Origin of the sequence: Peptostreptococcus russellii (assembly GCF_003012055.1) — a bacterium.
Taxonomy (GTDB): domain Bacteria; phylum Bacillota; class Clostridia; order Peptostreptococcales; family Peptostreptococcaceae; genus Peptostreptococcus; species Peptostreptococcus russellii.
This window is the reverse complement of record NZ_JYGE01000001.1, coordinates 153,337-177,053: the sequence shown is the minus strand read 5'-3', so window position 1 is coordinate 177,053 and position 23,717 is coordinate 153,337. Positions and strand designations below refer to the sequence as shown.

Annotated in this window: 22 protein-coding genes and 1 CRISPR repeat array (1 of these 23 running past the window's edge); of the genes, 7 read left to right on the top strand and 15 right to left on the bottom strand. The window is 29.9% G+C overall.

What is annotated here, in order from left to right:
* The first annotated feature begins 12 nt into the window (after positions 1-12).
* From UF10_RS00760 to UF10_RS00735, 6 genes are all read left to right on the top strand, one after another.
* Positions 13-1,410 (top strand): MATE family efflux transporter, encoded by a 1,398-nt coding sequence (locus UF10_RS00760; RefSeq protein ID WP_242968998.1) that lies wholly within the window; start codon positions 13-15, stop codon positions 1,408-1,410.
* A gap of 469 nt (positions 1,411-1,879) precedes the next feature.
* Complete coding sequence (nadA, locus tag UF10_RS00755; RefSeq protein WP_170062415.1) at positions 1,880-2,788, top strand: quinolinate synthase NadA; 909 nt, start codon at positions 1,880-1,882, stop codon at positions 2,786-2,788.
* A gap of 1 nt (position 2,789) precedes the next feature.
* Positions 2,790-4,079: an L-aspartate oxidase gene (locus UF10_RS00750; protein ID WP_106775939.1), complete on the top strand. Its 1,290-nt coding sequence runs from the start codon at positions 2,790-2,792 to the stop codon at positions 4,077-4,079.
* Positions 4,051-4,929: a carboxylating nicotinate-nucleotide diphosphorylase gene (nadC, locus tag UF10_RS00745; RefSeq protein ID WP_330403873.1), complete on the top strand. Its 879-nt coding sequence runs from the start codon at positions 4,051-4,053 to the stop codon at positions 4,927-4,929. The genes UF10_RS00750 and nadC overlap by 29 nt, the downstream gene beginning before the upstream one ends.
* Entirely contained in the window at positions 4,910-5,425 is a 516-nt protein-coding gene (locus UF10_RS00740; RefSeq protein WP_106775938.1) for a transcription repressor NadR, read from the top strand. Before nadC ends, UF10_RS00740 begins: the two co-directional genes overlap by 20 nt.
* Positions 5,426-5,539: 114 nt before the next feature.
* Positions 5,540-5,983, top strand: a complete 444-nt coding sequence (locus tag UF10_RS00735; RefSeq protein WP_106775937.1) for a hypothetical protein — start codon at positions 5,540-5,542, stop codon at positions 5,981-5,983.
* Between the two features lie 348 nt (positions 5,984-6,331).
* On the opposite strand, the gene UF10_RS00730 is transcribed toward UF10_RS00735, so the two are convergent.
* The 3 genes from UF10_RS00730 to UF10_RS00720 all read right to left on the bottom strand — a co-directional run bounded on the left by UF10_RS00730 (position 6,332) and on the right by UF10_RS00720 (position 11,886).
* Positions 6,332-7,906 (bottom strand): ATP-binding cassette domain-containing protein, encoded by a 1,575-nt coding sequence (locus UF10_RS00730; RefSeq protein WP_106775936.1) that lies wholly within the window; start codon positions 7,904-7,906, stop codon positions 6,332-6,334.
* A gap of 611 nt (positions 7,907-8,517) precedes the next feature.
* On the bottom strand, positions 8,518-10,323 hold the full coding sequence (gene ade / locus UF10_RS00725; protein ID WP_106775935.1) for an adenine deaminase: 1,806 nt from the start codon (positions 10,321-10,323) through the stop codon (positions 8,518-8,520).
* A gap of 771 nt (positions 10,324-11,094) precedes the next feature.
* On the bottom strand, positions 11,095-11,886 hold the full coding sequence (locus tag UF10_RS00720; protein ID WP_106775934.1) for an SDR family NAD(P)-dependent oxidoreductase: 792 nt from the start codon (positions 11,884-11,886) through the stop codon (positions 11,095-11,097).
* Positions 11,887-12,147: 261 nt separating this feature from the next.
* On the opposite strand from UF10_RS00720, the gene UF10_RS00715 reads away from it, so the two are divergent.
* On the top strand, positions 12,148-13,077 hold the full coding sequence (locus UF10_RS00715; protein WP_106775933.1) for a sulfurtransferase: 930 nt from the start codon (positions 12,148-12,150) through the stop codon (positions 13,075-13,077).
* Positions 13,078-13,138: 61 nt separating this feature from the next.
* On the opposite strand, the gene UF10_RS00710 is transcribed toward UF10_RS00715, so the two are convergent.
* The 12 genes from UF10_RS00710 to cas1b all read right to left on the bottom strand — a co-directional run bounded on the left by UF10_RS00710 (position 13,139) and on the right by cas1b (position 22,454).
* Positions 13,139-14,005: a DMT family transporter gene (locus UF10_RS00710; protein ID WP_106775932.1), complete on the bottom strand. Its 867-nt coding sequence runs from the start codon at positions 14,003-14,005 to the stop codon at positions 13,139-13,141.
* A 137-nt stretch (positions 14,006-14,142) separates the two neighbouring features.
* A complete protein-coding gene (locus tag UF10_RS00705) occupies positions 14,143-14,373 on the bottom strand; it encodes a DUF3343 domain-containing protein (protein ID WP_106775931.1) in 231 nt (76 codons plus the stop codon).
* Positions 14,373-14,579, bottom strand: a complete 207-nt coding sequence (locus tag UF10_RS00700; protein ID WP_106775930.1) for a sulfurtransferase TusA family protein — start codon at positions 14,577-14,579, stop codon at positions 14,373-14,375. The genes UF10_RS00705 and UF10_RS00700 overlap by 1 nt, the downstream gene beginning before the upstream one ends.
* Positions 14,580-14,651: 72 nt before the next feature.
* Positions 14,652-15,752: a YedE family putative selenium transporter gene (gene yedE, locus UF10_RS00695; RefSeq protein ID WP_106775929.1), complete on the bottom strand. Its 1,101-nt coding sequence runs from the start codon at positions 15,750-15,752 to the stop codon at positions 14,652-14,654.
* A 90-nt stretch (positions 15,753-15,842) separates the two neighbouring features.
* Positions 15,843-17,000: an aminotransferase class V-fold PLP-dependent enzyme gene (locus UF10_RS00690; protein WP_106775928.1), complete on the bottom strand. Its 1,158-nt coding sequence runs from the start codon at positions 16,998-17,000 to the stop codon at positions 15,843-15,845.
* A gap of 336 nt (positions 17,001-17,336) precedes the next feature.
* On the bottom strand, positions 17,337-18,146 hold the full coding sequence (locus UF10_RS00685) for a ferredoxin reductase domain-containing protein (RefSeq protein WP_106775927.1): 810 nt from the start codon (positions 18,144-18,146) through the stop codon (positions 17,337-17,339).
* Between the two features lie 456 nt (positions 18,147-18,602).
* Positions 18,603-19,274: a hypothetical protein gene (locus tag UF10_RS00680; RefSeq protein ID WP_106775926.1), complete on the bottom strand. Its 672-nt coding sequence runs from the start codon at positions 19,272-19,274 to the stop codon at positions 18,603-18,605.
* Between the two features lie 63 nt (positions 19,275-19,337).
* A complete protein-coding gene (locus tag UF10_RS00675) occupies positions 19,338-19,757 on the bottom strand; it encodes a DUF2871 domain-containing protein (protein WP_106775925.1) in 420 nt (139 codons plus the stop codon).
* 101 nt (positions 19,758-19,858) lie between these two features.
* Entirely contained in the window at positions 19,859-20,284 is a 426-nt protein-coding gene (locus tag UF10_RS00670; RefSeq protein ID WP_106775924.1) for a hypothetical protein, read from the bottom strand.
* 184 nt (positions 20,285-20,468) lie between these two features.
* Complete coding sequence (locus UF10_RS00665; RefSeq protein ID WP_170062414.1) at positions 20,469-21,026, bottom strand: TetR/AcrR family transcriptional regulator; 558 nt, start codon at positions 21,024-21,026, stop codon at positions 20,469-20,471.
* Between the two features lie 139 nt (positions 21,027-21,165).
* A complete protein-coding gene (cas2, locus tag UF10_RS00660; RefSeq protein WP_106775922.1) occupies positions 21,166-21,444 on the bottom strand; it encodes a CRISPR-associated endonuclease Cas2 in 279 nt (92 codons plus the stop codon).
* 17 nt (positions 21,445-21,461) lie between these two features.
* A complete protein-coding gene (gene cas1b, locus UF10_RS00655) occupies positions 21,462-22,454 on the bottom strand; it encodes a type I-B CRISPR-associated endonuclease Cas1b (RefSeq protein ID WP_106775921.1) in 993 nt (330 codons plus the stop codon).
* 68 nt (positions 22,455-22,522) lie between these two features.
* Positions 22,523-23,717: direct repeats of the CRISPR family, unit length 30 nt; unit sequence CTTTACATTCCACTTTGGTTAGTTTAATAC; it runs 8,096 nt beyond the window's last position.

The following is a 23,717-nucleotide window of genomic DNA, read 5'->3' as shown; positions in this document are numbered from 1 at the left end:
GGAGTGATAAAATTGGAAAACAACACTACTTCTCAAGAAGTAAAAGTTCAATATAACAATCCCTTAGGTACTGAGAAAATTTCTAGTCTTCTTTATAAATTTTCTCTTCCAGCGATTATAGGTATGACCGTAAATGCACTGTATAATGTTGTCGATAGAATATTTATAGGTAATAGCCCTGATCTAGGTGCAAATGGATTGGCAGCTATTACTATATGTTTCCCGGCTATGATTATAATGATGTCAATTGGTATACTATTTGGACAAGGTGGTGCAACTTTATTTTCTATAAGTCTAGGAAAAGGTGATATAGAAAAAGCAGATAAAGCACTAGGAAATTCAACTTCTCTATTAATTATTTTGGGACTTTTTATTATGATATTTGGACAGGTATTTTTAGATAAACTTCTAATTATATTTGGTGCCAGCGAAACTGTACTTCCATACGCACGTGAATATATGAGAATCATACTGCTAGGAACACTTTTTCAAGTAATTGGTATGGGAATGAATAACTTTCTTAGAGCAGATGGTAAACCAAAACTTGCTATGACTACTATGTTTATAGGTGCAGGAATAAATATAATACTAGATCCAATATTAATTTTCGGATTCAATATGGGTATGAGCGGTGCTGCAATAGCTACTATAACATCTCAGTTTGTATCAATGGTTTGGAGTATTTATCATTTTCTAAAAAAAGATGCAATGCACAGAATACAGAAGAAATATTTAAAACTAGAAGCTTCTTTAGCTCTAGAGATTACATCTCTTGGTATGCCAGGATTCTTATTACAGCTAGCAAACAGTTTATTAGCATTTCTACTTAATACTTATCTTATAAGATACGGTGGTGATATCGCAGTATCCGGTATGGGAATAGTAAATAGTTTACAAACGCTACTTATACTTCCGATTATCGGTCTAAATCAAGGGCTTCAACCAATAGTAAGTTTCAACTATGGTGCTGAAAAGTATGATCGAGTAAAAAGAGCTGTAAAACTAGCTATAATAGCGGGACTTATTATCTCTACAGTTGGCTTTTTACTTTCAAGATTAATACCAGAATTGCTAGTATCATTGTTTAATAGAGAACCTGAATTGATGAAATTTAGTGTATATGCACTAAAGATTTGGTTTATGGGAATTATAGTTGCTGGCTTCCAGATTATAGCTGCCAATTTCTTCCAAGCAATAGGAATGCCAAAACGCGCAATGGTATTAACACTTTTAAGACAGGTAATAGTCTTGATGCCTTGTATAGTTATTTTTTCTAAATATTTTGGTATAGATGGAGTCTTATATGCAGCTCCAGTAGCTGATATTACTTCTGCAACTGTTACAGCATGCTTCTTTATACCTTTCATGAAGAAATTTACTCAAAAAAAGGATAATGAAAATATAGCATAAAAATAGATTATTGATTTTTATATGAAAAATTATAATCTTAATAATCTATTGTCTATAAATCACTTATTAATTTGATTTTTATATGAAAAAGGGGCTTTTTAAAAGCCCCTTTTTTTATTACTTAACATATTTTATTTCTACCTAATTTTTATTTCTGTTAAAGACAAATACTCCTACTAATAAGAATAATATTCCAATCCGCTTGAATACAAAATTGTCCTTTTCAGCTGTTTTTACTAGTTTAGTTGGACTTGAGTTATCTCCAGAAGATTTTTTAATATTCTTAGCCTCGTAACTTTTATCTGGAGACTTCCTTGTATTACTTCTTTCTTTTATTCTTTAATTTCATTTAATTTTCTTTATATTTTTTACTATTTTTATTATTAATATTTTGTATATGGTTTTATGTCTTGTCACATGTATATACTTATGTTATACTGATTGAGAAAAGTTTAGGGGGGTGATTATCTTGGAAAAAAATACAATCAAGATATTAAATCAATTAAAGGAAAAAGAAGATGCAGTTATACTTGCTCATTATTATGTAGATAGTGAGATTCAGGAAATCGCTGATTATATTGGCGACTCTTTCTTTTTGGCTCAATTAGCGAGCAAGTTGGAAAATAAAACAATTGTAATGGCTGGTGTTTACTTTATGGGAGAGAGTATAAAGATATTAAATCCAGACAAAAATGTTTTACTAGTTGATAAAACAGCTGACTGTCCGATGGCTCATATGATAACAAAAGAAAAAATTGAGGCGATGAGAAATAAATATGATGATTTGGCAGTAGTATGCTATATTAACTCCACTGCTAATATTAAAGCCCTAAGTGATGTATGTGTCACTTCATCAAATGCTTTAAAAATAGTCGAAAACTTAGAAGAAAAAAATATTTTCTTTATACCTGATGGAAATTTAGCTAGATATGTGGCAAAGTCCGTTCAGAGTAAAAATGTTATAGCAAATGACGGCTACTGCCCTGTTCATAACAATATAGATGTAAATGAATTAAAAGAACTAAAATCTAAGTTCCCAAAAGCAAAAGTACTAGCTCATCCAGAATGTCATAGTGATATATTATCTCTTGCTGACTTTATTGGAAGTACTAAGGGGATAATTAAGATGGCAAAAGAAGATGACTGTCAGGAATTTATTATTGCTACGGAAAAGGGTATTTCATATATGCTTGAAAAAGAATGTCCAAATAAGAACTTTCATTTTATAGACAGTATGATCTGCCATGATATGAAACTAAATTCAGTAAGTAAGATAATAGATGCTCTTAAAAGCAAAGCTACAGAAGTGATAGTAGATAAAAGCATTGTGGATAAGGCTAAAATTCCTCTAAATAGAATGCTAGAAATGGGGCAGTAAAATGAATAATTTTGAAAATATTACTTGCGACGTTGTGATTGTTGGTTCAGGCGTTGCTGCTTTAGTATGTGCCCTTAGCCTGCCAAAAGATCAAAATATAGTACTGATAACAAAGAAAAGTCTTATAGATTCAAATTCCTATCTTGCACAAGGTGGTATTTGCGTGATGAGAGGTGATTCTGATAGAGATAGCTTCATTGAAGATACTCTTCGTGCTGGTCACTTCCAAAATGACAAAGAAGCTGTGGAAATACTTGTTGATGAATCAAATGCAGCTATAAAAACCTTACAAGAGCTAGGAGTTGTTTTTACTGGAGATGAAAATGGACCCTATTATACTAGAGAGGGTGGACATAGTAACTTTAGAATACTTTACCACGATGATGTAACAGGAAAATCTATTATGGAATCTCTTATAGAGACAATGAAAAAGCGTAAAAATATTAATATTATGGAAAACTGTAGTATGACTGATCTTTTAATATCCAAAAAAAATGAAGAGTGTCTGGGAATATATGCAATTCATAACGGTAAAAATCTAGTAATTAATTCTAGATCTACAGTTTTGGCAACAGGTGGAATTGGAGGAATATATAAAAATTCAACTAATTTCCCACATATTAGAGGCGATGGAATAGCTCTTGCAATCAAGCATAATATTGAGCTTAAGGATATATCATATGTACAGATACACCCTACTGCCCTATATGAAGAAAAATTAGGACGTAGATTTTTAATATCTGAATCAGTGAGAGGTGAAGGTGCACAACTAATAAATCATAAGCACGAAAGATTCACTAATGAACTTAATCCTAGAGATATAGTTTCCAAGGCAATACTAAAAGAAATGGAAAAAGATGGAACAAAATATGAGCTCTTAGATTTAAATCCTTTGAAGGATTCAATAGAAAAGCGTTTTCCAAATATATATAATAAAATAATTGAAATAGGTTTAAATCCTTTGAAAGACCCAATCCCAGTTGTACCATCTCAGCACTATACTATGGGAGGTATAAAGGTAGATATGGATTCTAAAACTTCAATGAAAAACCTATATGCTATCGGCGAAGTTGCTTGCACAGGAGTTCACGGAAAAAATCGTCTTGCAAGTAATTCTCTACTAGAAGGAGTAGTCTTTGCCAAAAGATCGGCAAAATCAATAATAAAAGAAAATCCTCCCCTTATAACTTATATGGAGGATTTAACTAAAAAAACACTTATATCAGATGCTGAGATATCTCTTATAATAAAAGAAAGGATTTATGAAGATGAACTTGCCAAAGCTAAATAATTTTCAAATAGATGATGTGATAAAATCCGCTCTTAGAGAAGATATTACCTCTTGGGATTTATCAACAAATGCTATATACGAAGATAATAAACTTGCCAAAATCTCTTTAATATCAAAAGATAATGGAGTTGTTTCTGGCTTAGATGTATTCAAAAGAACATTCAAAATACTAGATGATGAAATATTTTTTGTAGATTATAAAAAAGAAGGAGATGAAGTCTCTCACGGTGACCTTATCTTAGAAATAATAGGTAAGGCCTCTTCTATGCTTAGTGGCGAAAGAGTTGCCCTGAATTTTCTCCAAAGAATGAGTGGTATTGCAAGCTTAACTAAAAATATGATTGATGCACTTGATGATCCTAATATAGCTATTGTTGATACTAGAAAAACTACTCCAAATCTAAGAATCTTTGAAAAATATTCTGTACGCGTAGGTGGAGGAAATAACCATAGATATAATCTATCAGATGGAATAATGCTAAAGGACAATCACATAGATGCAGCAGGCTCAATTAAAAGAGCCGTAGAGTTAGTTCGAAAAGCTGAACCATTTATAAAAAAAATTGAAGTAGAAGTTGAGAATCTAGATATGCTTAGAGAAGCTCTAGACTCAAATGTGGATATTATTATGCTGGATAATATGGATATAGATACTATAAAAGAGGCTATAAATATAGTCGATGGTCAGGCTCTTATAGAGTGTTCTGGAAATATTGAAATCGATAATATATCTAGATTTAGAAATCTTAAAATAGATTTTATATCTAGTGGTTCACTTACACATTCTGCTAAAAGTCTTGACTTTAGTCTTAAGAATCTGAGGTACATAGATGAATGGAACTCAATCTAGAAGAGAGAAACTTCTCAAACTGCTCGAATCAAGCAATCATATAATTAGTGGATCTGAACTTTCCAAGCTACTCGGAGTATCTAGGCAGGTTATTGTACAAGATATTGCAATACTAAAGGCTGAGGAAAATAGAATAATCTCTACTAATAAAGGTTATTGCTTAGAAAAAACATGTAATAATGAAATTTCTAAAGTATTTAAAGTGTCACATAGCGACCAAGAAATGAAAGATGAACTATACTCAATAGTTGATTTAGGCGCCACTGTAAAAGATGTATTTATATCTCACAGGGCATATGGCGTGATTAAAGTTGATCTAAATATTAGCTGTAGAAAAGATGTTGATGATTTTTTATTTGAGATAGAGTCTGGAATTAGCAAACCACTAAAAAAGCTCACTGAAAATTATCATTATCACACCATTTCGGCAAAAAATAAATCTACCTTACTAGATGTTGAGCATATACTAGATAACCTAGGCTTTTTAGTTAAATAATTTCTACTTTAAAGCTCCTTGAATTTTCTGCTTATTCACTCTATTTTGTTGACTATACTCTATTTTGTTGATAACATATTGTTTATAAAGAATATATAAAAAGGAGTAAATAATATGAAAAAAGTCGGCTTGTTTTTTAGTTTAATAGTAATTAGCTTGAGTTTAATATCATGTTCATCTAATAATAACAACCAAAAAACAGAAAAGGATAACTCTAATTCTGTAAGTAAGGAAAAGAAGGAAGAAAAGTATTCTACATATGAAGGAGAAATTGTTAGTATCCTAGAAAATGACCATACTTACTCCTTTGAACTTAGCGATTTATCCTTGATAAGCGGAGATAATGAAGGAGAAAAAATGATTACTTCAAATGATAGGATAATGCTAAATATAAGTAAAGAAAAAATAAAGAATAATAATTTAATCGAAAATATAACTGAAAATGAAAAGCTGGAGTTTAAAATAGATTCAGTACCTGCTATGACTCACTCTATACCACCTCAAATACTTGATAGCTCTATATATAGTATTAAAAAATCGGATAATACAACAGATTAAAATATAATTTTATATCAAAGATTTATAAATAAAAGGTCGATTTCACTATTTAGTTGAAATCGACCTTTTATAGTTTTTATTAATTTATTTTCTATTTACTTTTCTATTTTCTTTTTTCAAATAAGTTCTTATTCTTATAAGCTTTCACTCTGCTTTTGCACTTACTTTTTCTTCAAATAAATTCTTATAAATTTTCATTCTACTTTTGCACTTGCTTTTTTTAAATAAGCTCTTATAAGTTTTCACTCTACTTTTGCACTTACTTTTTCTTCAAACGAGTTCTTATAAGCTTTTAACTCTAGTTTTGCACTCACTTTTTACATCAAGTTGCCTTCTTTAGTAAGCTTTTTACTTTGATTTTTCGCTTACTTTGCTCAAGCCTCTCAAATAATCATCTTTATCTATTTTTTGCAATCCTTCTTCATCCAAATAAAATACTTCATCACAAACTTCTTCTATATATTTTCTGTCATGTGATACAGATATTATACAAGCATTAAATTTTTTAAGCTCTCTTCTTATTTCTGGAGCTGAAAGTGGAGATAAATTTCTAGTTGGCTCATCTAAAATAAGAACATTTACTTTATCAAATATTATTTTTATAAAAAATAACTTTGCTTTTTGTCCTCCTGAAAGATTCTCTATAGGGTGAAACATCTCTTCTCTAGTAAAGTTCATTGATCCTAAATAAGTTCTAGCCCTTGTAATTTCATCCTTACTCGCTTCCCCTGATAGATATTCAGTAGGAGTAATCTCTGAATCCAACTCCTCTAGATAATTTTGTGGCATATATGAATATTTTATTTTATTACTATCAAGGTTTTCTAATATTTTTTTCAATAAAGTTGTCTTTCCCGCTCCATTTTTACCTACAATTGCTATCTTTTGTGGGCCAAATATTTTCAAATCTATGCTTTTTGACAGTATTTTTTCTTCTACTGACAACTCTTCCAAGTAAAGATCTAAAATCTGCTTACTATTTGATATACTTACATCTTCAAATTTCACAAGCACGCTATCTTCAAAGTCTGGTCTCTTAGTCATATTCTCTTTTTCTTTTTCAAACCTTTTTCCCATAGACTTCACTGATCTCATTTTATCTTTTAGATTTTTAGCTGCAACTGGATCCTGCCTTGAAACACTTCTTAGGTCATTTTCGACATTTTGATTTATCTTTCTAAACCTCTCCATCTGCTTATTGTACTCTTCTTCATCTTTCTTTGCATTTTTTATTTGACTTGCTATTATGCTATCTCTATTCTTGATATATTCATCATAGCTCATTCTAGAGACACTGTATCTTAACTCACTTTTATTTTTAATCTGTTCAAAGTGAATAATTACATTTGAACAATTTCTTATTAAATCTTCATCATGTGATACAAATATAATTTTTTCCTTACTATTTTTTATGAAATTTTCTAACCATAAAACAGACTCCATATCCAAGTCATTACTTGGCTCATCTAATAGTAATATCGTTGGATTTTTTAAAAGTTCACATAAAAGCATAAACTTAACTCTTTCTCCACCCGATAAATCCTTCAAAGTCTTGCTATTATCAAATAAATGATCTTCTAGTTCAAACTCATCATTTAGCCTATATGCTAAACTATAATCTATATCTTCATAATCTACTTTAGAAAGCAGATACTGTGTCATTGTACTCTCTAACTCTTCTTTGCTAAGCTGCTGAGATAGGTATGCTATAATCTCTTTTGATTTATTTATTTCACCCTCAATATCTGCATAATCCTCTAATAAATCTTTATTATATATTGCTTTTAGAAGTGTTGACTTTCCATTTCCCTCTTCTCCAATAAGAGCAACTTTGTCACCTTCTTCTATAGAAAAACTAAAATTTTCTATTAACTTTCTTAAATCTTTTTTCATGTATATATTTAAATTCTTTATATAAAACATATCTACTCCTCCTTTAATATTGCCACTATTTATAGAGTCGTAAAGTCAGTCAGATATGCTTATAACTTAATCTTCAAGAAATATATTATTAAATCATTTCCATCAAATTAATCTCGCTAAATTCTGTATAACTAAAAAAATCTGCTCTAGGCAGATTAGTCAAAAAGTATATTTTTCTCAAAATATACAGATAAGGATAATACGACTATTCTACTAATAATATGGCAACTAAAATAAAGCCCTTAAGGCCTATTAAAATTTTCAACTTCTCCATATTATTATAAAATCATCGACATCCTCCTTTTTAATTTATAACTTGATTATATTATGAGTAAGTTTTATTGTCAACTCCATAATATATTTTTACTATGTTTTATTGATAAAACTTACTCATATCCTCTCTTTTTTTATGTTTTTTAACATTATATTATTTTATATTTTATTATCGGATACTTTTTAAAGCTATTTTTTTATCAATAGAAATTTTTAATACTTAATTTTATTTGCTGACTTTCTATTATTAAAGCCATTTAATAATTCTTCATTAAAAAAGAGCTAAAAATATTTTACTTCTAGCTCTAATATAAATTCTTTACACTTTTATTTCGGTCTTAATCTAAATACTTGTCTTCAATCACATCATAAAGTCCATTTGTAGTAATTCTTATCTCTGGAATAACTGGAAGAGCTATAAATGAAAGTGTAATAAAGGCTTCTATATTCTCATTTACTCCCATCTCATGTGCTTTCTTGGTCATATCAGAAATCCTGATATTAACTTCTTCACTTGAAAGATTGCTCATAAGTCCCATAACAGGAAGCGGTACAAACTGATATACACTTCCATTTTCGACTAAAACGTATCCACCCTTTATTTCTTTTAACTTTTCTATTGCTATCATTATATCTCTATCATTGTCTCCAATTACTATAACATTATGAGAATCATGAGATACACTCGATGCAATAGCTCCATTTTTAATAGCAAATCCAAAAACTTTAGCTACATGATATTTCCCAGTATTATGATGTCTTTCTATATCTACCACCTTATTTAAATGCCCTTTTCCAGAACTAGCCTTTATTTTTTTGGTCAATAGCTCTCCATCTACTAATTCAATCGCATAGTTTTCACTCTTAAAGGCAAGCATACTCTTATTAAATTCACCTATATGAATTGTGTCCATTAAATCATCAAATTTATCATCAATAATTTCGCTTATATTTGCTGATTTTTTAATATTTTCCCTATGTAAATCATCAGAATTTATGTGATTGCTAGAATTAATTTTGTCATTTTCCAGCTTATTATTTTTTATTTTTTTATCTTCTATTTTTCTATTATTAGTCGTCTGTTTATAATTTTTTGATATAATATTTCCTTCAAATAATACATCTACTATCTCAACTTTTTCTAAGTTATTTAAAATTACAAGATTGGCCTTTTTCCCAGGAGCTATCATTCCTATATCAGACAGTCCATAGCATAGCGATGGATTATAGCTAGCTATCTTGTAGGCATCGATCGCTTTCATTCCAAGCTCTATAGATTTTCTAATATTATAACTGATATGCCCTTCTCTTTGAATATCTTCTATATGTTTATCATCCGTGCAAAAGTTAAACCTAGATATATCCATATCATTAGATACAATACCTTCTACAATATTTTTCAAATTTTTTGCAGCAGACCCTTCTCTAATATGTATATACATACCGTTTCTTATTTTTTTAATTGCCTCATCATATGATGAACACTCGTGATCTGTTAGTATGCCAGACATTGCATAGGCTGATAATTCCAAATCATTGAGACCTAGTACATGACCATCTTTTGGCTTGTCCTCAAATAATTCTAATTTCTCCATCATAGAATCTTTACAGTCTAGAACTGCCTTGCAATCCATTACTTCACCTAATCCTAAAATTCTACTATTGTCTATAATTTTTTTCATATCATCAGAGTTCATTATATACCCTGTATCCTCACTATCTTTGGACGGAACACATGACGGAAGCATAATAAATACATCTCCAGTGCTGAACCTTGTCTGCTCTAGTATATATTCAATACCTCTTAAACCTGATACATTTGCTGCCTCGTGCGGATCTGCTATAAATGCTGTCGTTCCATTCATTGATGCATAGTGAACTAATTCATTTGGATTTGCCATTGTAGACTCAAAGTGAAGATGAGAATCCACAAATCCAGGAGCTAGAAACTTATCACTACAATCTATCTCTATATCTCCATTGTATTCTCCCACGCCTACAATATATTTACCTTTAATAGCTACATCTGCCTTTATAATTTCCGATGTTTGAAGCATTAATACATTTGCATTTTTCAATACAAGGTCCGATTTTTTTCTTTTCATAGTATAATCTACTAACTCTTTATATTCTTTTATTTTCATATCTATACAGCAACTTAAAATTGCTCCCCTTTCTAAAATATATCTATTGTCCTTACAAATTTATCCACTTCTATTTTAAATATCTCTATCTTATTTCAAACATAGCTGCCTTCATTTAAAGCATATCTATCTTTATTTCAAATACATCTATCTCTTTCAAACATATCCATCTTTATTTAAATAACATCCATCTTTATTTTTTCACACCTAAGCTATCGACTATCGTTTTAATTTTTTCTAATTTATACGGCTTTACTAAAGCTAGCTATTGATATTATATTTAATTACAATCTAATTAAATATAATTATAAAGTATATTCCATATTTTGTAATATACATTATACTCCATATTTCTAAAAAAAAATATTAATTATTCTATCTTTTCAAAAAATATCTAGATCTTTAATTAAAAACCCCTGCTAAGCAATATTAGAAGGGGTTTTTAGAATATTTTTTATTATTTTATTGTTATTTTTCTTCTTTAATAACCTCAAAATTTTGCTAGCTATTAATAATTAATATAACTTTATTTTGCTATGTTAGTAATACAAAACTTTAATAGTACTCCTATTTAAAAGCATTTTATTCTTATTAAACAATATGAATTTTTACTCGCTATATTCCTATTTAATAGCACTTTATTCTTATTAAACAATATGAATTTTTACTAGTTATATTCCTAATTTAGTAGCATTTTATTGTTATCAAGTAATATCTATTTTTACTAACTCTTTTCATATTTAATAGCATTTTACTAGAACTTACTTTCTACTATACTTCGCCATTTTTTCTTTTTTGCTGTCTTCCACAAATATCAATCACCAATTTTCTAGGAGCTACTTTACCAACCTTTGCTGCTATTTGCATTTTTACAGAAGGTATAATAATTTCTTTTCTAGAAAACATCTTCTCTAAAGCATATTTAGCACAAAATCTTGGGCTTATTCCACCAATACTAAATTTACAGTTTGCAACATCATTAAATTCAGTATCCACTGGCCCTGGACACAAAGCCCCTATGTATACATTGCTTTTTCTCTTTCTAAGTTCTGCTGCTATTCCAGAAGTTAGGCTAGTTGAGTAAGCTTTACTAGCATAGTATGTAGCCATATAAGGTCCTGCAGGCATCAAACCAGCACTAGACGATACATTTAATATATACCCACTATCTTTCTTAACAAAATCTCTCAAATATTTTTTGGTTAAGACATGCATAGCCTTAATATTTACATCTATCATATCCATTTCTTTTTGTAAATCCGTATCTACAAATTCACCATGATCTCCAAACCCTGAATTATTAATCAGTATATCTATATTCAGATCCTTTGTTTCATCATAAAGTTCATTAAGAGCATAAACTCCCCTTAAATCCTTTTGAATAACTCTACACTCAAAATCTTCATCCTGAGAATTATATTCTAATTCTTCTTTTAGATCCTCTAATCTTTCTAGTCTTCTTGCCACTAAAATTAATGAATAGTCATTTGCACTCAATAGCCTTGCAAACTCTCTTCCTATTCCAGAACTTGCGCCCGTAATCAAAGCCCATTTTTTTTCCAATGATTTTTCCTCCCTTATATATATCTTATCTTATTATTATAATTGTTCGATTTTAATATTAAATATACTATAGTCCAAATATCACTTTTTTACAACTTATATTTTAGAAATCATAAGCTATAAATTTACTCATTTCTATAGCCTATCTATATTATAAGCTTTATAAGTATACTTTTAATCAATACAACTTTTTATTCATTTACACTATTTATTATATGTTATAAGATTGAATTACACTATAATTTACTTGGAGGTTTAAAAATGAAAAAGATTTTAACTGCTATACTTCTTACAGCTTGTCTTTCTCTCATTGCTTGTAATTCCAACGATACTACTACTGAGAAAAAGAGCGAAAACAATACTAGTCAAACTGAGCTTTTTAAAGGAGACTATGTAGTAAGTGCTGATTATGTTAAGGATAATCTAAATGATATTACTTTGATTGATGCTAGAGGTGAAAAAGCTGCTAAAAAGGAAAGCGTCAAGGGTGCAATTCCACTTGATTGGCAATATTTAGCTACTACTGAGACTGGAGAGCCTGGAGACGAAAACTGGGGTTGTATACTAGATAAAGAAGAGCTAGGCAAGAGACTTTCTGAAAAAGGAGTATCTATGGATAAAGCAGTAGTTTTATTTGCGTCTGCAGATCAAGGCTGGGGCGAAGATGGAAGGATAGCTTGGGAATTAATGGCTTCTGGATACAAAGATGTTAAAATAGTTGATGGTGGATACAATGCTATAAAATTAGCAGGTGTTGAAACTCAAAAAGGTCAGACTGATATAAAACCTGCCAATGTTAAAATAGATTCTATTGATAATAGCGGGATTATAAATACAGAAGAACTTAAAAAAGATTATGATAAGTATAAAATAATTGATGTACGTGAAAAAGATGAGTATGATGGTGCTACAAAATACGGTGAAAAAAATGGTGGGCATCTTCCAGGTGCTATCAATATAAACTTTACTAGTTTATTCAATGAAGACGGATATCTGAAAAGTAATGATGAGTTGAAGAAAATTTTTAAAGAAAAAGGAATTGAACCATCAGATAATGTTGTAACTTACTGTACTGCAGGAATACGTTCTGCACACATGAAGCTGGTCCTAAATATGCTAGGATATGACAATGTTAAAAACTATGACGAATCTTTCTACAGATGGTCAGCCGTTGAAAAATTAGAAAAATAATATTTAAATTAAAAAGAGATAATTGCATTTTGCAATTATCTCTTTTTTAATATCAAGTTTATTATCCTTGAGATGAATTTTTCGCTATAAATACACCTATAATAGTGATCACCATACCTACTATTTCCATCATTAAAAGTGATTCACCAAATATAATATATGCATATATTGAAGATATCCCTATTCCAATCAGTGATATTACAGTTACAAGTGTAGCATTTAGCTTTCCTAGACACATTGAAACCAAGCCTTGACCTAGTATTTGTGTACAAATCGCATAACCTATAACAATTAACCACTCTTTAGTGTTTGGTGGTACTTGAATCCCTTCCGTTGGGACCATTGTTCCAAATAAAAATACCATTGCTCCAAGAGTACTAATAAGAACTACTGCATTGTTGTTTAGATGATCTCTTACCTTATAAACAAATAAAACATAACCCGAATATGATACCGATGCCAACATAGCTAGTAAATTCCCATAAATACTGGATTGTCCATGCCCACTTGCAGATGCAAATATTACTATTACTACACCTATAAATCCAATCACAGACCCTATAACAAACTCTTTTTTGATTTTCTCTTTAAATAAAAAGAAAGAAATTGGAGATACTATAAATACTGTTAAGTTGACCAACAGTGCACTATTTGCAACTGATGTCTTCATAAGTGATAGATTCCAGAATAAAACATCTCCACCCAAGCATACTCCTGCCAAAAAGGACATGACAAACTGCCTTTTCGTAACTCCTTTTAAACTTTTAAAGGTAAAAGGAAACATCATAATAAGTGTTAGAAGCATTCTATAAAAGCCCTGATTGATTGGTCCTACTGATGAAAGCTTGACCCAAATACCAGCGCTACAAAGAAAGGCTATACCTAACAACTGTACTAATATATATTTATTTTCATTTTCTCTACTCATTTTTCACCTCTATTCTAATTTTAGTCACAAAATAAATTATATCATATATTTAAAAATATATTGTATTTTATTTTAAGTTACTTACTTTTTAATCAAACTATATAAAAAGGAGACAGTAAAAACTGTCCCCTAATATTTTATAAAATAGTAATTTCTTCCCACTCAATATCATCATCTTTTAATATTTGAGTAGTAATATCTATATCTTCTGGTCTCCCCTTCCAAGCAACTCCACAACCTGCAGATAAAACTCTTGGAACTGGTACTAGCTTACCCTCTATATTGTTATCGCTGCACGATTGTTCTATTGCCATCGCTTCAGCAGTAGTATAAAAAGTTACGAATAGATTTTTCTCCTTGCTATTCATTATTTTATAATTAGTTCATATTCAAGACCAACCTCTTCAGTATGAACATCCTTTCCTAATTTCTTGCAAAACTTTGTAATATTTTTTACTGTGTGAGCTTCATTAGCAAATACCTTAAGTTCTTCAGCACTATTGTTATCTATTGCCTCTTTTACTCTTATCACTGGTTCTGGGCAAGATAGTCCTCTTACATCTACTTCCTTCATTCCTATTCCTCCCTATTTTATATACAAATATATTTATCAATTATATTAAATGTCTTAATTTTTCACTAAAAATTACTTAGATGCTGTTTTTTCTTTCTTAAGTCCCCACATAGCTATTATGAATAATAATACTATAGAAACTATTACAGCTATTTTACCGTTTGGTCCTGGTCCACCTATACTAGCTGCTTCTGTTGCTGTTGCTGCAGCAGCAGGTGCAGATGCTAATACAAAGTTATGAGCAAGTGCTCCACCGATAAACATACCTATCACTGTAAATACTGCATCTGAAGATCCTGTAGATGCTATTACCAACTGTCTAAGAGGGCAACCACCTAATAATATTGCTGCAAATCCTACTGCATACATAGATAGTATATTCCAAAGTGTCTGTGCATGTGCTACTGGTCCAAAAGCTACAAATTCAAAGTTACCTGTTGCAACATTATATACTAGCATTGCTACAAATACACCACCGATTATACTAAGTAAGCTAAAATCTCTTATTAGGAATACATCTCTTACTGAACCTGCAAAACACATTCTTGTCTTTTGAGATATTACACCGAATAGTAAACCTACTAATAGAGAAGCAATTACTGGAGCGTGCATGCTACCTGGTCCTTTAACACTTGTAACAAATAAAGTTGTTACTGTTATGCTAAGTATAAATAATACTGTTACTACAAGAGGAAGTATATATCCACTTTCCTTCTTTGTTATATGTGCTCTTCCAAGTGTGAATCCCTTTTTAAGGAATACAACCCCTGTATATACTCCAGCAACAAAACCTATAAGTCCTATGTAAGCACTTATATCACCTGCTGCCATTCTTAATACCATACGAAGCGGGCATCCTAAGAATACCAAAGCACAAACAACCATTATAACACCTAATAAAAATCTTATTGCTGGTGATGATCCTGCTGTTGATCTATACTCTTTTTTGTAAAGGGAAATCAAAAATGCCCCTAAAATAATACCTACTACCTCTGGTCTAAAATACTGTACTACTTCTGCCTGATGAAACTTCATAGATCCTGCTGTATCTCTTATAAAACAAGCTATACAGAAAGCCATATTCTTTGGATTTCCTAAAGCAGCAAGTATAGCCGCACCAATACCAGCTATAATACCTAATGAAAACAAACCTTTTTTGCTGTCAAAATTCATTTAAAATACTCTCCTTTTTTTAATTTTACAAACATATTATTTAATAATTACACGTTATTGACTGATTTCATTGACTGATTAATATTCTTACTAAATTGTTGTAACGTTTTCTTTTTCTATTATTTCCTTTACTGCATTTATCGCTATATCAACTTCTTCTATTGTATTTTGATGAGAAAAACTAAATCTCACCATCCCCTGATCTACAGTATTCATTGATTTATGAAGAAGTGGAGCACAGTGTGCACCTGGTCTAGTCGAAATATCATACTGTTCTGAAAGGATAGCACTCACCTTTGAAGAGTCCATATCTCCTATGTTCATAGATACTATAGGAGCTCTATAATCTGTGCTATAGTTTCCATATAGTTTTATATTCTCCAGTGATTTAATACCTTCAAAAAATCTTTTGCTAAGAAATGTAGCTTTTTCTGTAAGATTATCTATACCCTTGGAGTTTATATAATCAATACCTGCAGCAAGACCTGCAATTCCATGAGCATTTAGTGTTCCTGACTCCAATCTAGTTGGCATCCTATCTGGTTGATATGAGTCATATGTATGTACCCCTGTTCCTCCAGACATCAATGGATTTATATATATATAATCCCTAACACACAAACCGCCAGTTCCCTGTGGTCCCAAAAGTGACTTATGTCCAGTGAAACAAACTACATCTATATTGTCTCTTATCATATCTATATCAAATGAACCCGCACTTTGAGATACATCTACTATAAATATAATATTTTTTGCACGACAAATATCGCCTACAAGCTTTAAATTGTTTATATTCCCAGTAACATTAGACGCATGGTTTAGTACGAGTACTCTAGTATTAAGTTTTATTAGTCCTTTTATTTCTTCATATTTAAGATCTCCATTTTCGTCTATATGAATATAATCAAGCTCTACATTTTTATCTCTTTTAAGATAATTAAGTGGTCTTAAAACAGAATTATGTTCCATACAACTTGTAATTACATGGTCACCTTCTTCAATAATGCCTTGTAATGCTATATTTATTGCCTCCGTTGAGTTTTTGGTAAATACTACCTGTCGAGGATTTGAAACATTGAATAGCTCTGATATTTTTTTTCTGGCTTGAAATACTATTCTATCAGATGAAAGACTTTCATTGCTTGCACCTCTAGAAGCATTACCAGCTGAGTGCATAGCATCTATAACTGCTTGTATAACTTCATCTGGTTTTGTTTTAGATGTAGCCGCATTATCCAAATATATCAACTTTCCACCCCCTTTTTTAGTACAGTCAATAACTAAAAAGCATATATATAGTAATTTATAGATATACTTCTAATTAAGAATAGCATTTATATAAAAATATAACAATAAATAATAGTTTTTATATAAAATAACTATAAATCAACATACAACTATTACTTTTATCAATAGTTGTATGTTGTATTTTTAAAATTTGAAATAAAAAAAGAGGGCTTATTACACCCTCTCAATAAAAAAAATACTATTATTTAAACCTTTTTTTAAAAGCTAATTTTCTTTCACAGACTAACTAAATCATTACTTTCAAATATTTAAATTTATATTAGCATTTATGTATTTTTACTTACAAGTACAATTTCCATTACAGTCGCAAGGCTTTTTTGGTAATTCTATAGCTTTAAAAGAACTAGAACTCTTGAAATCTTTGTAGGAATTAAAACTAGCACCTGCATAAATTCCATCTAGAACTCCTGTCTTTTTATCGATCACTATATTTTCTTTCGCTACATTATGTCCCCTCAACTGAGAGACCATATTTTCTACAAAAGGCTTACTTCCTACAAGGTAAAATATCTTATCTTTACTTTCCTTGCATATCTCTGCCAAGTCTACCTTTAACTCTTCTCTATTGTGACAGCAATGACTATCACAAATATCTTTCATACTATCAAATTCATTCTTATATAAGATATTATCTGTTTTATTTACACAAATATTTGTAAGAGATCTAATTCCATCTGGGCACTCTTCAAAAGCATGAACTAGTGGTCTCATAGTGGCCATACCTACCCCCATACTTATAAGTACTATATCCTTATTTTCTCTTCTCAAACTCATTCTACATCCTGACTCTATAATATAACAATAATCTCCTATTTTAAGAGAAGCTATCTTCTCCTTATATACAGAATCTGAGCTATCTAGTCTGGTAGTTACTCCTATCTTTCCCTCATTCATAAGTGTTTGTATAGAAAACTTTCTTACATAGTCCTTGTTAACACTTCCTTTTTTGTCATAACCTTCTAAAGCAAGAGATATATGAGCACCAGCTTCCCATACAAAATCTTTTGGTATATCAAAATACAAGCTTACTCTCTTATCTCCCTCATCTATTATATCTATTAATTTAACTGCAAAAATATCTGACATTTTGTCCTCCTAAAATTATTAACATTTTGTAGATCTAAAATATCTACACGAGATATTAGTACCTATACCCAAAGAATAATAATTATTATCAACTACTTTCATATTTTTGCATTCTTATTTTATCTACTGTTTTTTTATATATTCTCTGTCATTTCTTAGATATATCTATTTAGTATTCTTCTAATAAATACACACTCTTACTTCTATATACTAATCTCTAATTGTTTAAATAAAAAAGCAGCCAATAATATATTTGACTGCTTTTATATCTTTATACTAATTTATTATCTTTAATAATACTATCTAAATCAGTTTTTTATTTCTCATAATACTTTTTAATTCAATTTTTTATTTCTATAAAAACTTTTTCAGCACTTTGACTTTCTGTTAATACTATCTAAAATTAGTTTTTTTATTTAATACTATTTTTAGCACTTTAACTTTATACAATACTTTCTATACTAGTTCCTTATTTTTCATATCCTTGTAGCCCATCCATACAATCCACACATAAGCACAAGTTTTTGGTATCATCAAGGCTCCAATAGGAGGAAATACTCCTGAAAATAAAACCACTGGAATATAAAAGGCAAAGCTTAAAACAATTGCTAGCCACATATTTTTAAATGCGTGGTCATTATGTTCTCTTGACTTCTTATAAAATATTACTATAATCACTATTCCTAATATAGCGAAAGGAATATTTCTCAATATATCAAAAGCTAGCGACGGAGTTGCACTTGTCCACTGATTCTGTGGCAATAAACATAGAACTACTCTCAAAAGCACCAAAGAATATATTGTCTTTGTAAGTCCAGCCTTCTCCATATCAACATCATATCGCAAGCACCAGATCTTATAAAGTATAAAGTAAAACACAGTCATTGTTATAGAAGTTATTAACTTACCCACTCCTAAAGCTACTACATGATTTTCCAATCCATTTGTACAAAGTGCATACGCTCTTGGAACTAGATGAAAGGCATCTCCAAGCCCAAGTACTACTGCCATCAGTCCAAATAACCTTATTTCTTCTCTTCCTTTACTCTTTCTAATCATAATAATTCCCAAGCTAATTACACTTAGCAGATAAACTATATCAAAAATAGTTTCAAATATTGCTTGCATATTAATTCCTCCCTTGTAATACTCTCTTTATTTAAATACTTATTATTTTTTAACCCTAGAAAACTACTCGAGCTTTCCTGCCTCTTCCTTTAAAGCTAAAAACATAAACACCAAACCTACCAAAAGTAGTAGATGACCAATACCTGATATACCAGATATAGAAGCGTCTAATCCCTTTGATATTACAGTGTTATTTACCTGAACCATTCCTCTTACAAAAAGCATCACTGCCGTCAAAATAACTCCAGAATTGTATATTTTATAGAAAAGCTTTATTTTTTTATTATTTTCAAAGTCAAACTTCATACTAAATAAAGCCACTATTAAAAACATAATCATACCCAAAGCCAGTAAATGCCCATGAACAAGTGAAAGGCTACTCCTATCTGTAAATCCTACAAATTTTGTGTATTCCCTGTAAAATACACCCGCAATCATAGCAAATATAAAGTATATAAATGATAGATTAATATATTTCTTCAAAATAATTACCTCCTTATTTATAAAATAATTTATTGTTTATATGAATGACCTAATATAAGTAAATGCATATAAATTCAGTACTTTCCTAATAAAAACTGAAGCTAATTTAAAATAGGACAACTACTATTTTTAATATAGTTTACTCCAAATAATAGTCCTGCCAAACTAAGAGCAGTACCAAGACCTGTATAAAATTCTGCAATATATACATCTGCTAGCAAATTACTCACTCTCAATGCTATCCCAAAAGTCATCATAAATGCCATTATAAGAAATGATTTCTTATCAAAAAACTTAAAAAACAATTGCTTTTCTTCCTTATAATTTATTATTCTAGTCGTATGTTTTTTTACAAGCTTATGAAACACTTTTGTCCAGAATAACAAAAAAACAATTATAGATATTGCTATTCCCAGAACTGTCACATGATTTTTATAAGATATAACACCTATTCTCAAAATATTAAATCCCGCTATCAACCACACTAAAGATGCTATTGCCAATAAATTGATTTTTTTTACTTTCATAAAAACACCCCTAACTCTTATTACATATAAATATCTCTTACTAAAGCTTAAATAACCAGAAAACTTCAATAACTTAAAAACTTCAATAACTAGAAAACTTTAATAACTAGATAATCTAGTAAAGCCAAATATGAACACTGTTCATATTCCTCTAAAAATAATATACTAGAATATTATTACATACCTAGTATATACACCTTCTCACTATCTCAACAACAACATCGCTATTGTTAGTCTTATCCATTACTGAAGATAACAACATTGAAAATATAATTTCCACAAAATCTTTTTTTGAAAAATTACTATCAAAAGCACCTTCTCTAATTCCCTTATCTTTGTCCAAAGTCTCAAACATTTGATGCTTTATATGCATAAAGTACTTTTCCATCATCATTTTACTTTTTTCTTTGTTGACAGCAGCTAAACTCATTGAATGAAAATCAAAAAAGTTTCTATATTCAAGAACACCTTTTTCCACTGCCTTAAATATAAAGTCAACGCATTCAGAAAAATTTTCAAAGTATAGATTTTCTTCAGACATATGGAATATATCCTTCCAAGTATCCTCTATCACAGCAAGCACAAGATCTGACTTTGATTCAAAATAATTATATATAGTACCTATCGATACATCGCACTCAGAAGCCAATTTTCTAATACTTACTGCTGATAAACCTTCATTCGAAACTATTTTTTTACTTTCTTCAAGGATTTTCTCCCTTGAAATAGATGTTATATTCATCTTTAATCGCCTCCTCTGAACACTGTTCATTTTACAGCAAAAAAACATAGCTGTCAATATCAACCATGTTTTTTATATAAATAAATATAACTTTAATTCTTGTAAATACCTTTATTAAAAGAAGTTTACTCTTTAAAGTCTATATAAAATTATCCATATCCTCATTATATATACCAAAAATATCCTTATCCAGCCACCTCTGATCCCTACTAGAAAATATAATCAAGGAATCTTTATCTTTTCTTATCACCTTTTTGAAAGCTTTTTTCAGTTCAAATAACTGAGACTTTGATACTTCTCCTTCAAATACAGAGTTTTGCACATGAGTTAAATATCTTTTGCAAATTTTAAATGTATCTCTCCAAACTTTTGCTCCATTCTCATCCAAAGCTATATCATATACCAAAATAATATACATAATCCACCTCACACAAATTACCACCAAAGCTTAAAACTCTGATACTCCTTTTCACCCAATAAATGTTTGATTAACTTATAAGCCTCTAATCTCATTAAATATTTATAACTTACACTTTTTCCTAACTCCTTATGCTTTATAGTCCTTTTGAGAGACTCGTCAAATTCCCTAAGAATTATCTGAGAAGCTTTCTTTGTCATCTGGAGATAATTTAAGTCTTTACTAAAACAATCTTCAGTTATTTGATTTCTATTTAGCAATGAAAATATAAGCCTATCTCCAACTAAAGGTTTAAATACCTCTGCTATGTCCAAAGCAAGAGAAAAACGCCTTTCACCTGGAACATGTAAGTAGCTAATCGTTGGATCAAGTTGAGTAATATATATTTGAGATAAAACTGTTGTATATATTAGACTATTCACAAATGAAATCATAGTATTAATCATATTATCTGGAGGTCTCTTTACTCTTTTTTCAAAATCAATTTCTTGATTTACTATAATATTCCAAGAATCATAATAAATCTTATGAATATTTCCCTCAATTCCCATCAATTCAGATACATTATTCTGTAATTTTATTTTTTTCCTAAGAAAATCAATGTCCTTAATATATTTTGAAAGATCCTTTCCCCTATTATTATAGTATTTTAAATTTCTTAAAATTCCATCTGTAGCACCTAGTACAAACTCTTTGGCAATCTCTAAACGCAACTCTTCATCTATAAAATGCCCCACTTGATGAACTAGCAGCTTACCTGATACATTTGTTTCCCTAGGATAAAAACTTCCCGTATAATAACTATAGTAATTAAAAAAATGCATGGTAATTCCATATTTTGATAGCAAATTAATAATACTAGTATTAAAACTCATCTCTGTCATAACATAAATATCAGATACTCTCTCTATCGGTATATCTTTTTTTCCTCCACCATCCAAATTTATTTGAATTGTGTTGTCTTTTCTCCTAAGTTGAGATTCTGAGTATATATAGATGTTTTTCTTCATAAGACTCCTCCTTCTGTGGATTATTATTTAGCTTAATAATTAATACTGAATTAAAAATCATAGAAACACTTTACATTCCATTTTGGTTAGTTTAATACCTTGTATTCATGTTTGATTTGGAAATAATTTAAAACCTTTATATCCCACTTTGGTTAGTTTAATACAGAAATTTATCGTAGGTTAAAGCAGTTCAAATCAACCTTTACATTCCACTTTGGTTAGTTTAATACTACTTAGTTTTGTAAAGATAATTGGTACAAGTCTATTCTTTACATTCCACTTTGGTTAGTTTAATACCAATTTTATTAGGTTGTCCTAATGTGTTTTCAAATCCTTTACATTCCACTTTGGTTAGTTTAATACTTAATTGCATCTATAGATAATAGAACGTAAAGATTAACTTTACATTCCACTTTGGTTAGTTTAATACTGGAATTAGTGTAATGTTTAATGTATCAGTTGGTGGGTCTTTACATTCCACTTTGGTTAGTTTAATACTATTGGAGTCGGCTTGTTGTTTAAAAGAGAAGTAGACTTTACATTCCACTTTGGTTAGTTTAATACCTTGTATTCATGTTTGATTTGGAAATAATTTAAAACCTTTATATCCCACTTTGGTTAGTTTAATACAGAAATTTATCGTAGGTTAAAGCAGTTCAAATCAACCTTTACATTCCACTTTGGTTAGTTTAATACTGACAAGTAATTGATAATGGCGTATGATATTAATTGTGTACTTTACATTCCACTTTGGTTAGTTTAATACTAAGTTGTTTGATAAAAATATCATATAAGACAAAAACTTTACATTCCACTTTGGTTAGTTTAATACAAAATTTTGTAGGGACTGAGTTAAATAAAAAGAGACCTTTACATTCCACTTTGATTAGTTTAATACGGTCATATCTTTTTAGACGTTCCATATGTCTAACTACTTTACATTCCACTTTGGTTAGTTTAATACATAATATAGTCTTTTCTCTCCCCTAGCTTTAGCCAACTTTACATTCCACTTTGGTTAGTTTAATACTATTCATCTAATCTCATTCTTATCTCAGATTCTATTCTTTACATTCCACTTTGGTTAGTTTAATACCCAACGTCATAATATCTTATCGCAAACTTGATTAATCTTTACATTCCACTTTGGTTAGTTTAATACAATGTATTTTGGATAAGGGTTAACTATCTTATTGTTCTTTACATTCCACTTTGGTTAGTTTAATACTTATCCTCCATTAGCTCCCTCCTTAAATCAGTGCA

Excerpts from the sequence above, each read along its gene's own strand:
- UF10_RS00750 (WP_106775939.1), top strand. The coding sequence starts at position 2,790 with ATGAATAATTTTGAAAATATTACTTGCGACGTTGTGATTGTTGGTTCA.
- nadC (WP_330403873.1), top strand. The coding sequence starts at position 4,051 with ATGAAGATGAACTTGCCAAAGCTAAATAATTTTCAAATAGATGATGTG.
- UF10_RS00740 (WP_106775938.1), top strand. The coding sequence starts at position 4,910 with ATGAATGGAACTCAATCTAGAAGAGAGAAACTTCTCAAACTGCTCGAA.
- UF10_RS00735 (WP_106775937.1), top strand. The coding sequence starts at position 5,540 with ATGAAAAAAGTCGGCTTGTTTTTTAGTTTAATAGTAATTAGCTTGAGT.
- UF10_RS00730 (WP_106775936.1), bottom strand. The coding sequence starts at position 7,906 with ATGTTTTATATAAAGAATTTAAATATATACATGAAAAAAGATTTAAGA.
- ade (WP_106775935.1), bottom strand. The coding sequence starts at position 10,323 with ATGAAAATAAAAGAATATAAAGAGTTAGTAGATTATACTATGAAAAGA.
- UF10_RS00715 (WP_106775933.1), top strand. The coding sequence starts at position 12,148 with ATGAAAAAGATTTTAACTGCTATACTTCTTACAGCTTGTCTTTCTCTC.
- UF10_RS00710 (WP_106775932.1), bottom strand. The coding sequence starts at position 14,005 with ATGAGTAGAGAAAATGAAAATAAATATATATTAGTACAGTTGTTAGGT.
- UF10_RS00705 (WP_106775931.1), bottom strand. The coding sequence starts at position 14,373 with ATGAATAGCAAGGAGAAAAATCTATTCGTAACTTTTTATACTACTGCT.
- UF10_RS00700 (WP_106775930.1), bottom strand. The coding sequence starts at position 14,579 with ATGAAGGAAGTAGATGTAAGAGGACTATCTTGCCCAGAACCAGTGATA.
- yedE (WP_106775929.1), bottom strand. The coding sequence starts at position 15,752 with ATGAATTTTGACAGCAAAAAAGGTTTGTTTTCATTAGGTATTATAGCT.
- UF10_RS00685 (WP_106775927.1), bottom strand. The coding sequence starts at position 18,146 with ATGTCAGATATTTTTGCAGTTAAATTAATAGATATAATAGATGAGGGA.
- UF10_RS00680 (WP_106775926.1), bottom strand. The coding sequence starts at position 19,274 with ATGCAAGCAATATTTGAAACTATTTTTGATATAGTTTATCTGCTAAGT.
- UF10_RS00670 (WP_106775924.1), bottom strand. The coding sequence starts at position 20,284 with ATGAAAGTAAAAAAAATCAATTTATTGGCAATAGCATCTTTAGTGTGG.
- UF10_RS00665 (WP_170062414.1), bottom strand. The coding sequence starts at position 21,026 with ATGAATATAACATCTATTTCAAGGGAGAAAATCCTTGAAGAAAGTAAA.
- cas2 (WP_106775922.1), bottom strand. The coding sequence starts at position 21,444 with ATGTATATTATTTTGGTATATGATATAGCTTTGGATGAGAATGGAGCA.
- cas1b (WP_106775921.1), bottom strand. The coding sequence starts at position 22,454 with ATGAAGAAAAACATCTATATATACTCAGAATCTCAACTTAGGAGAAAA.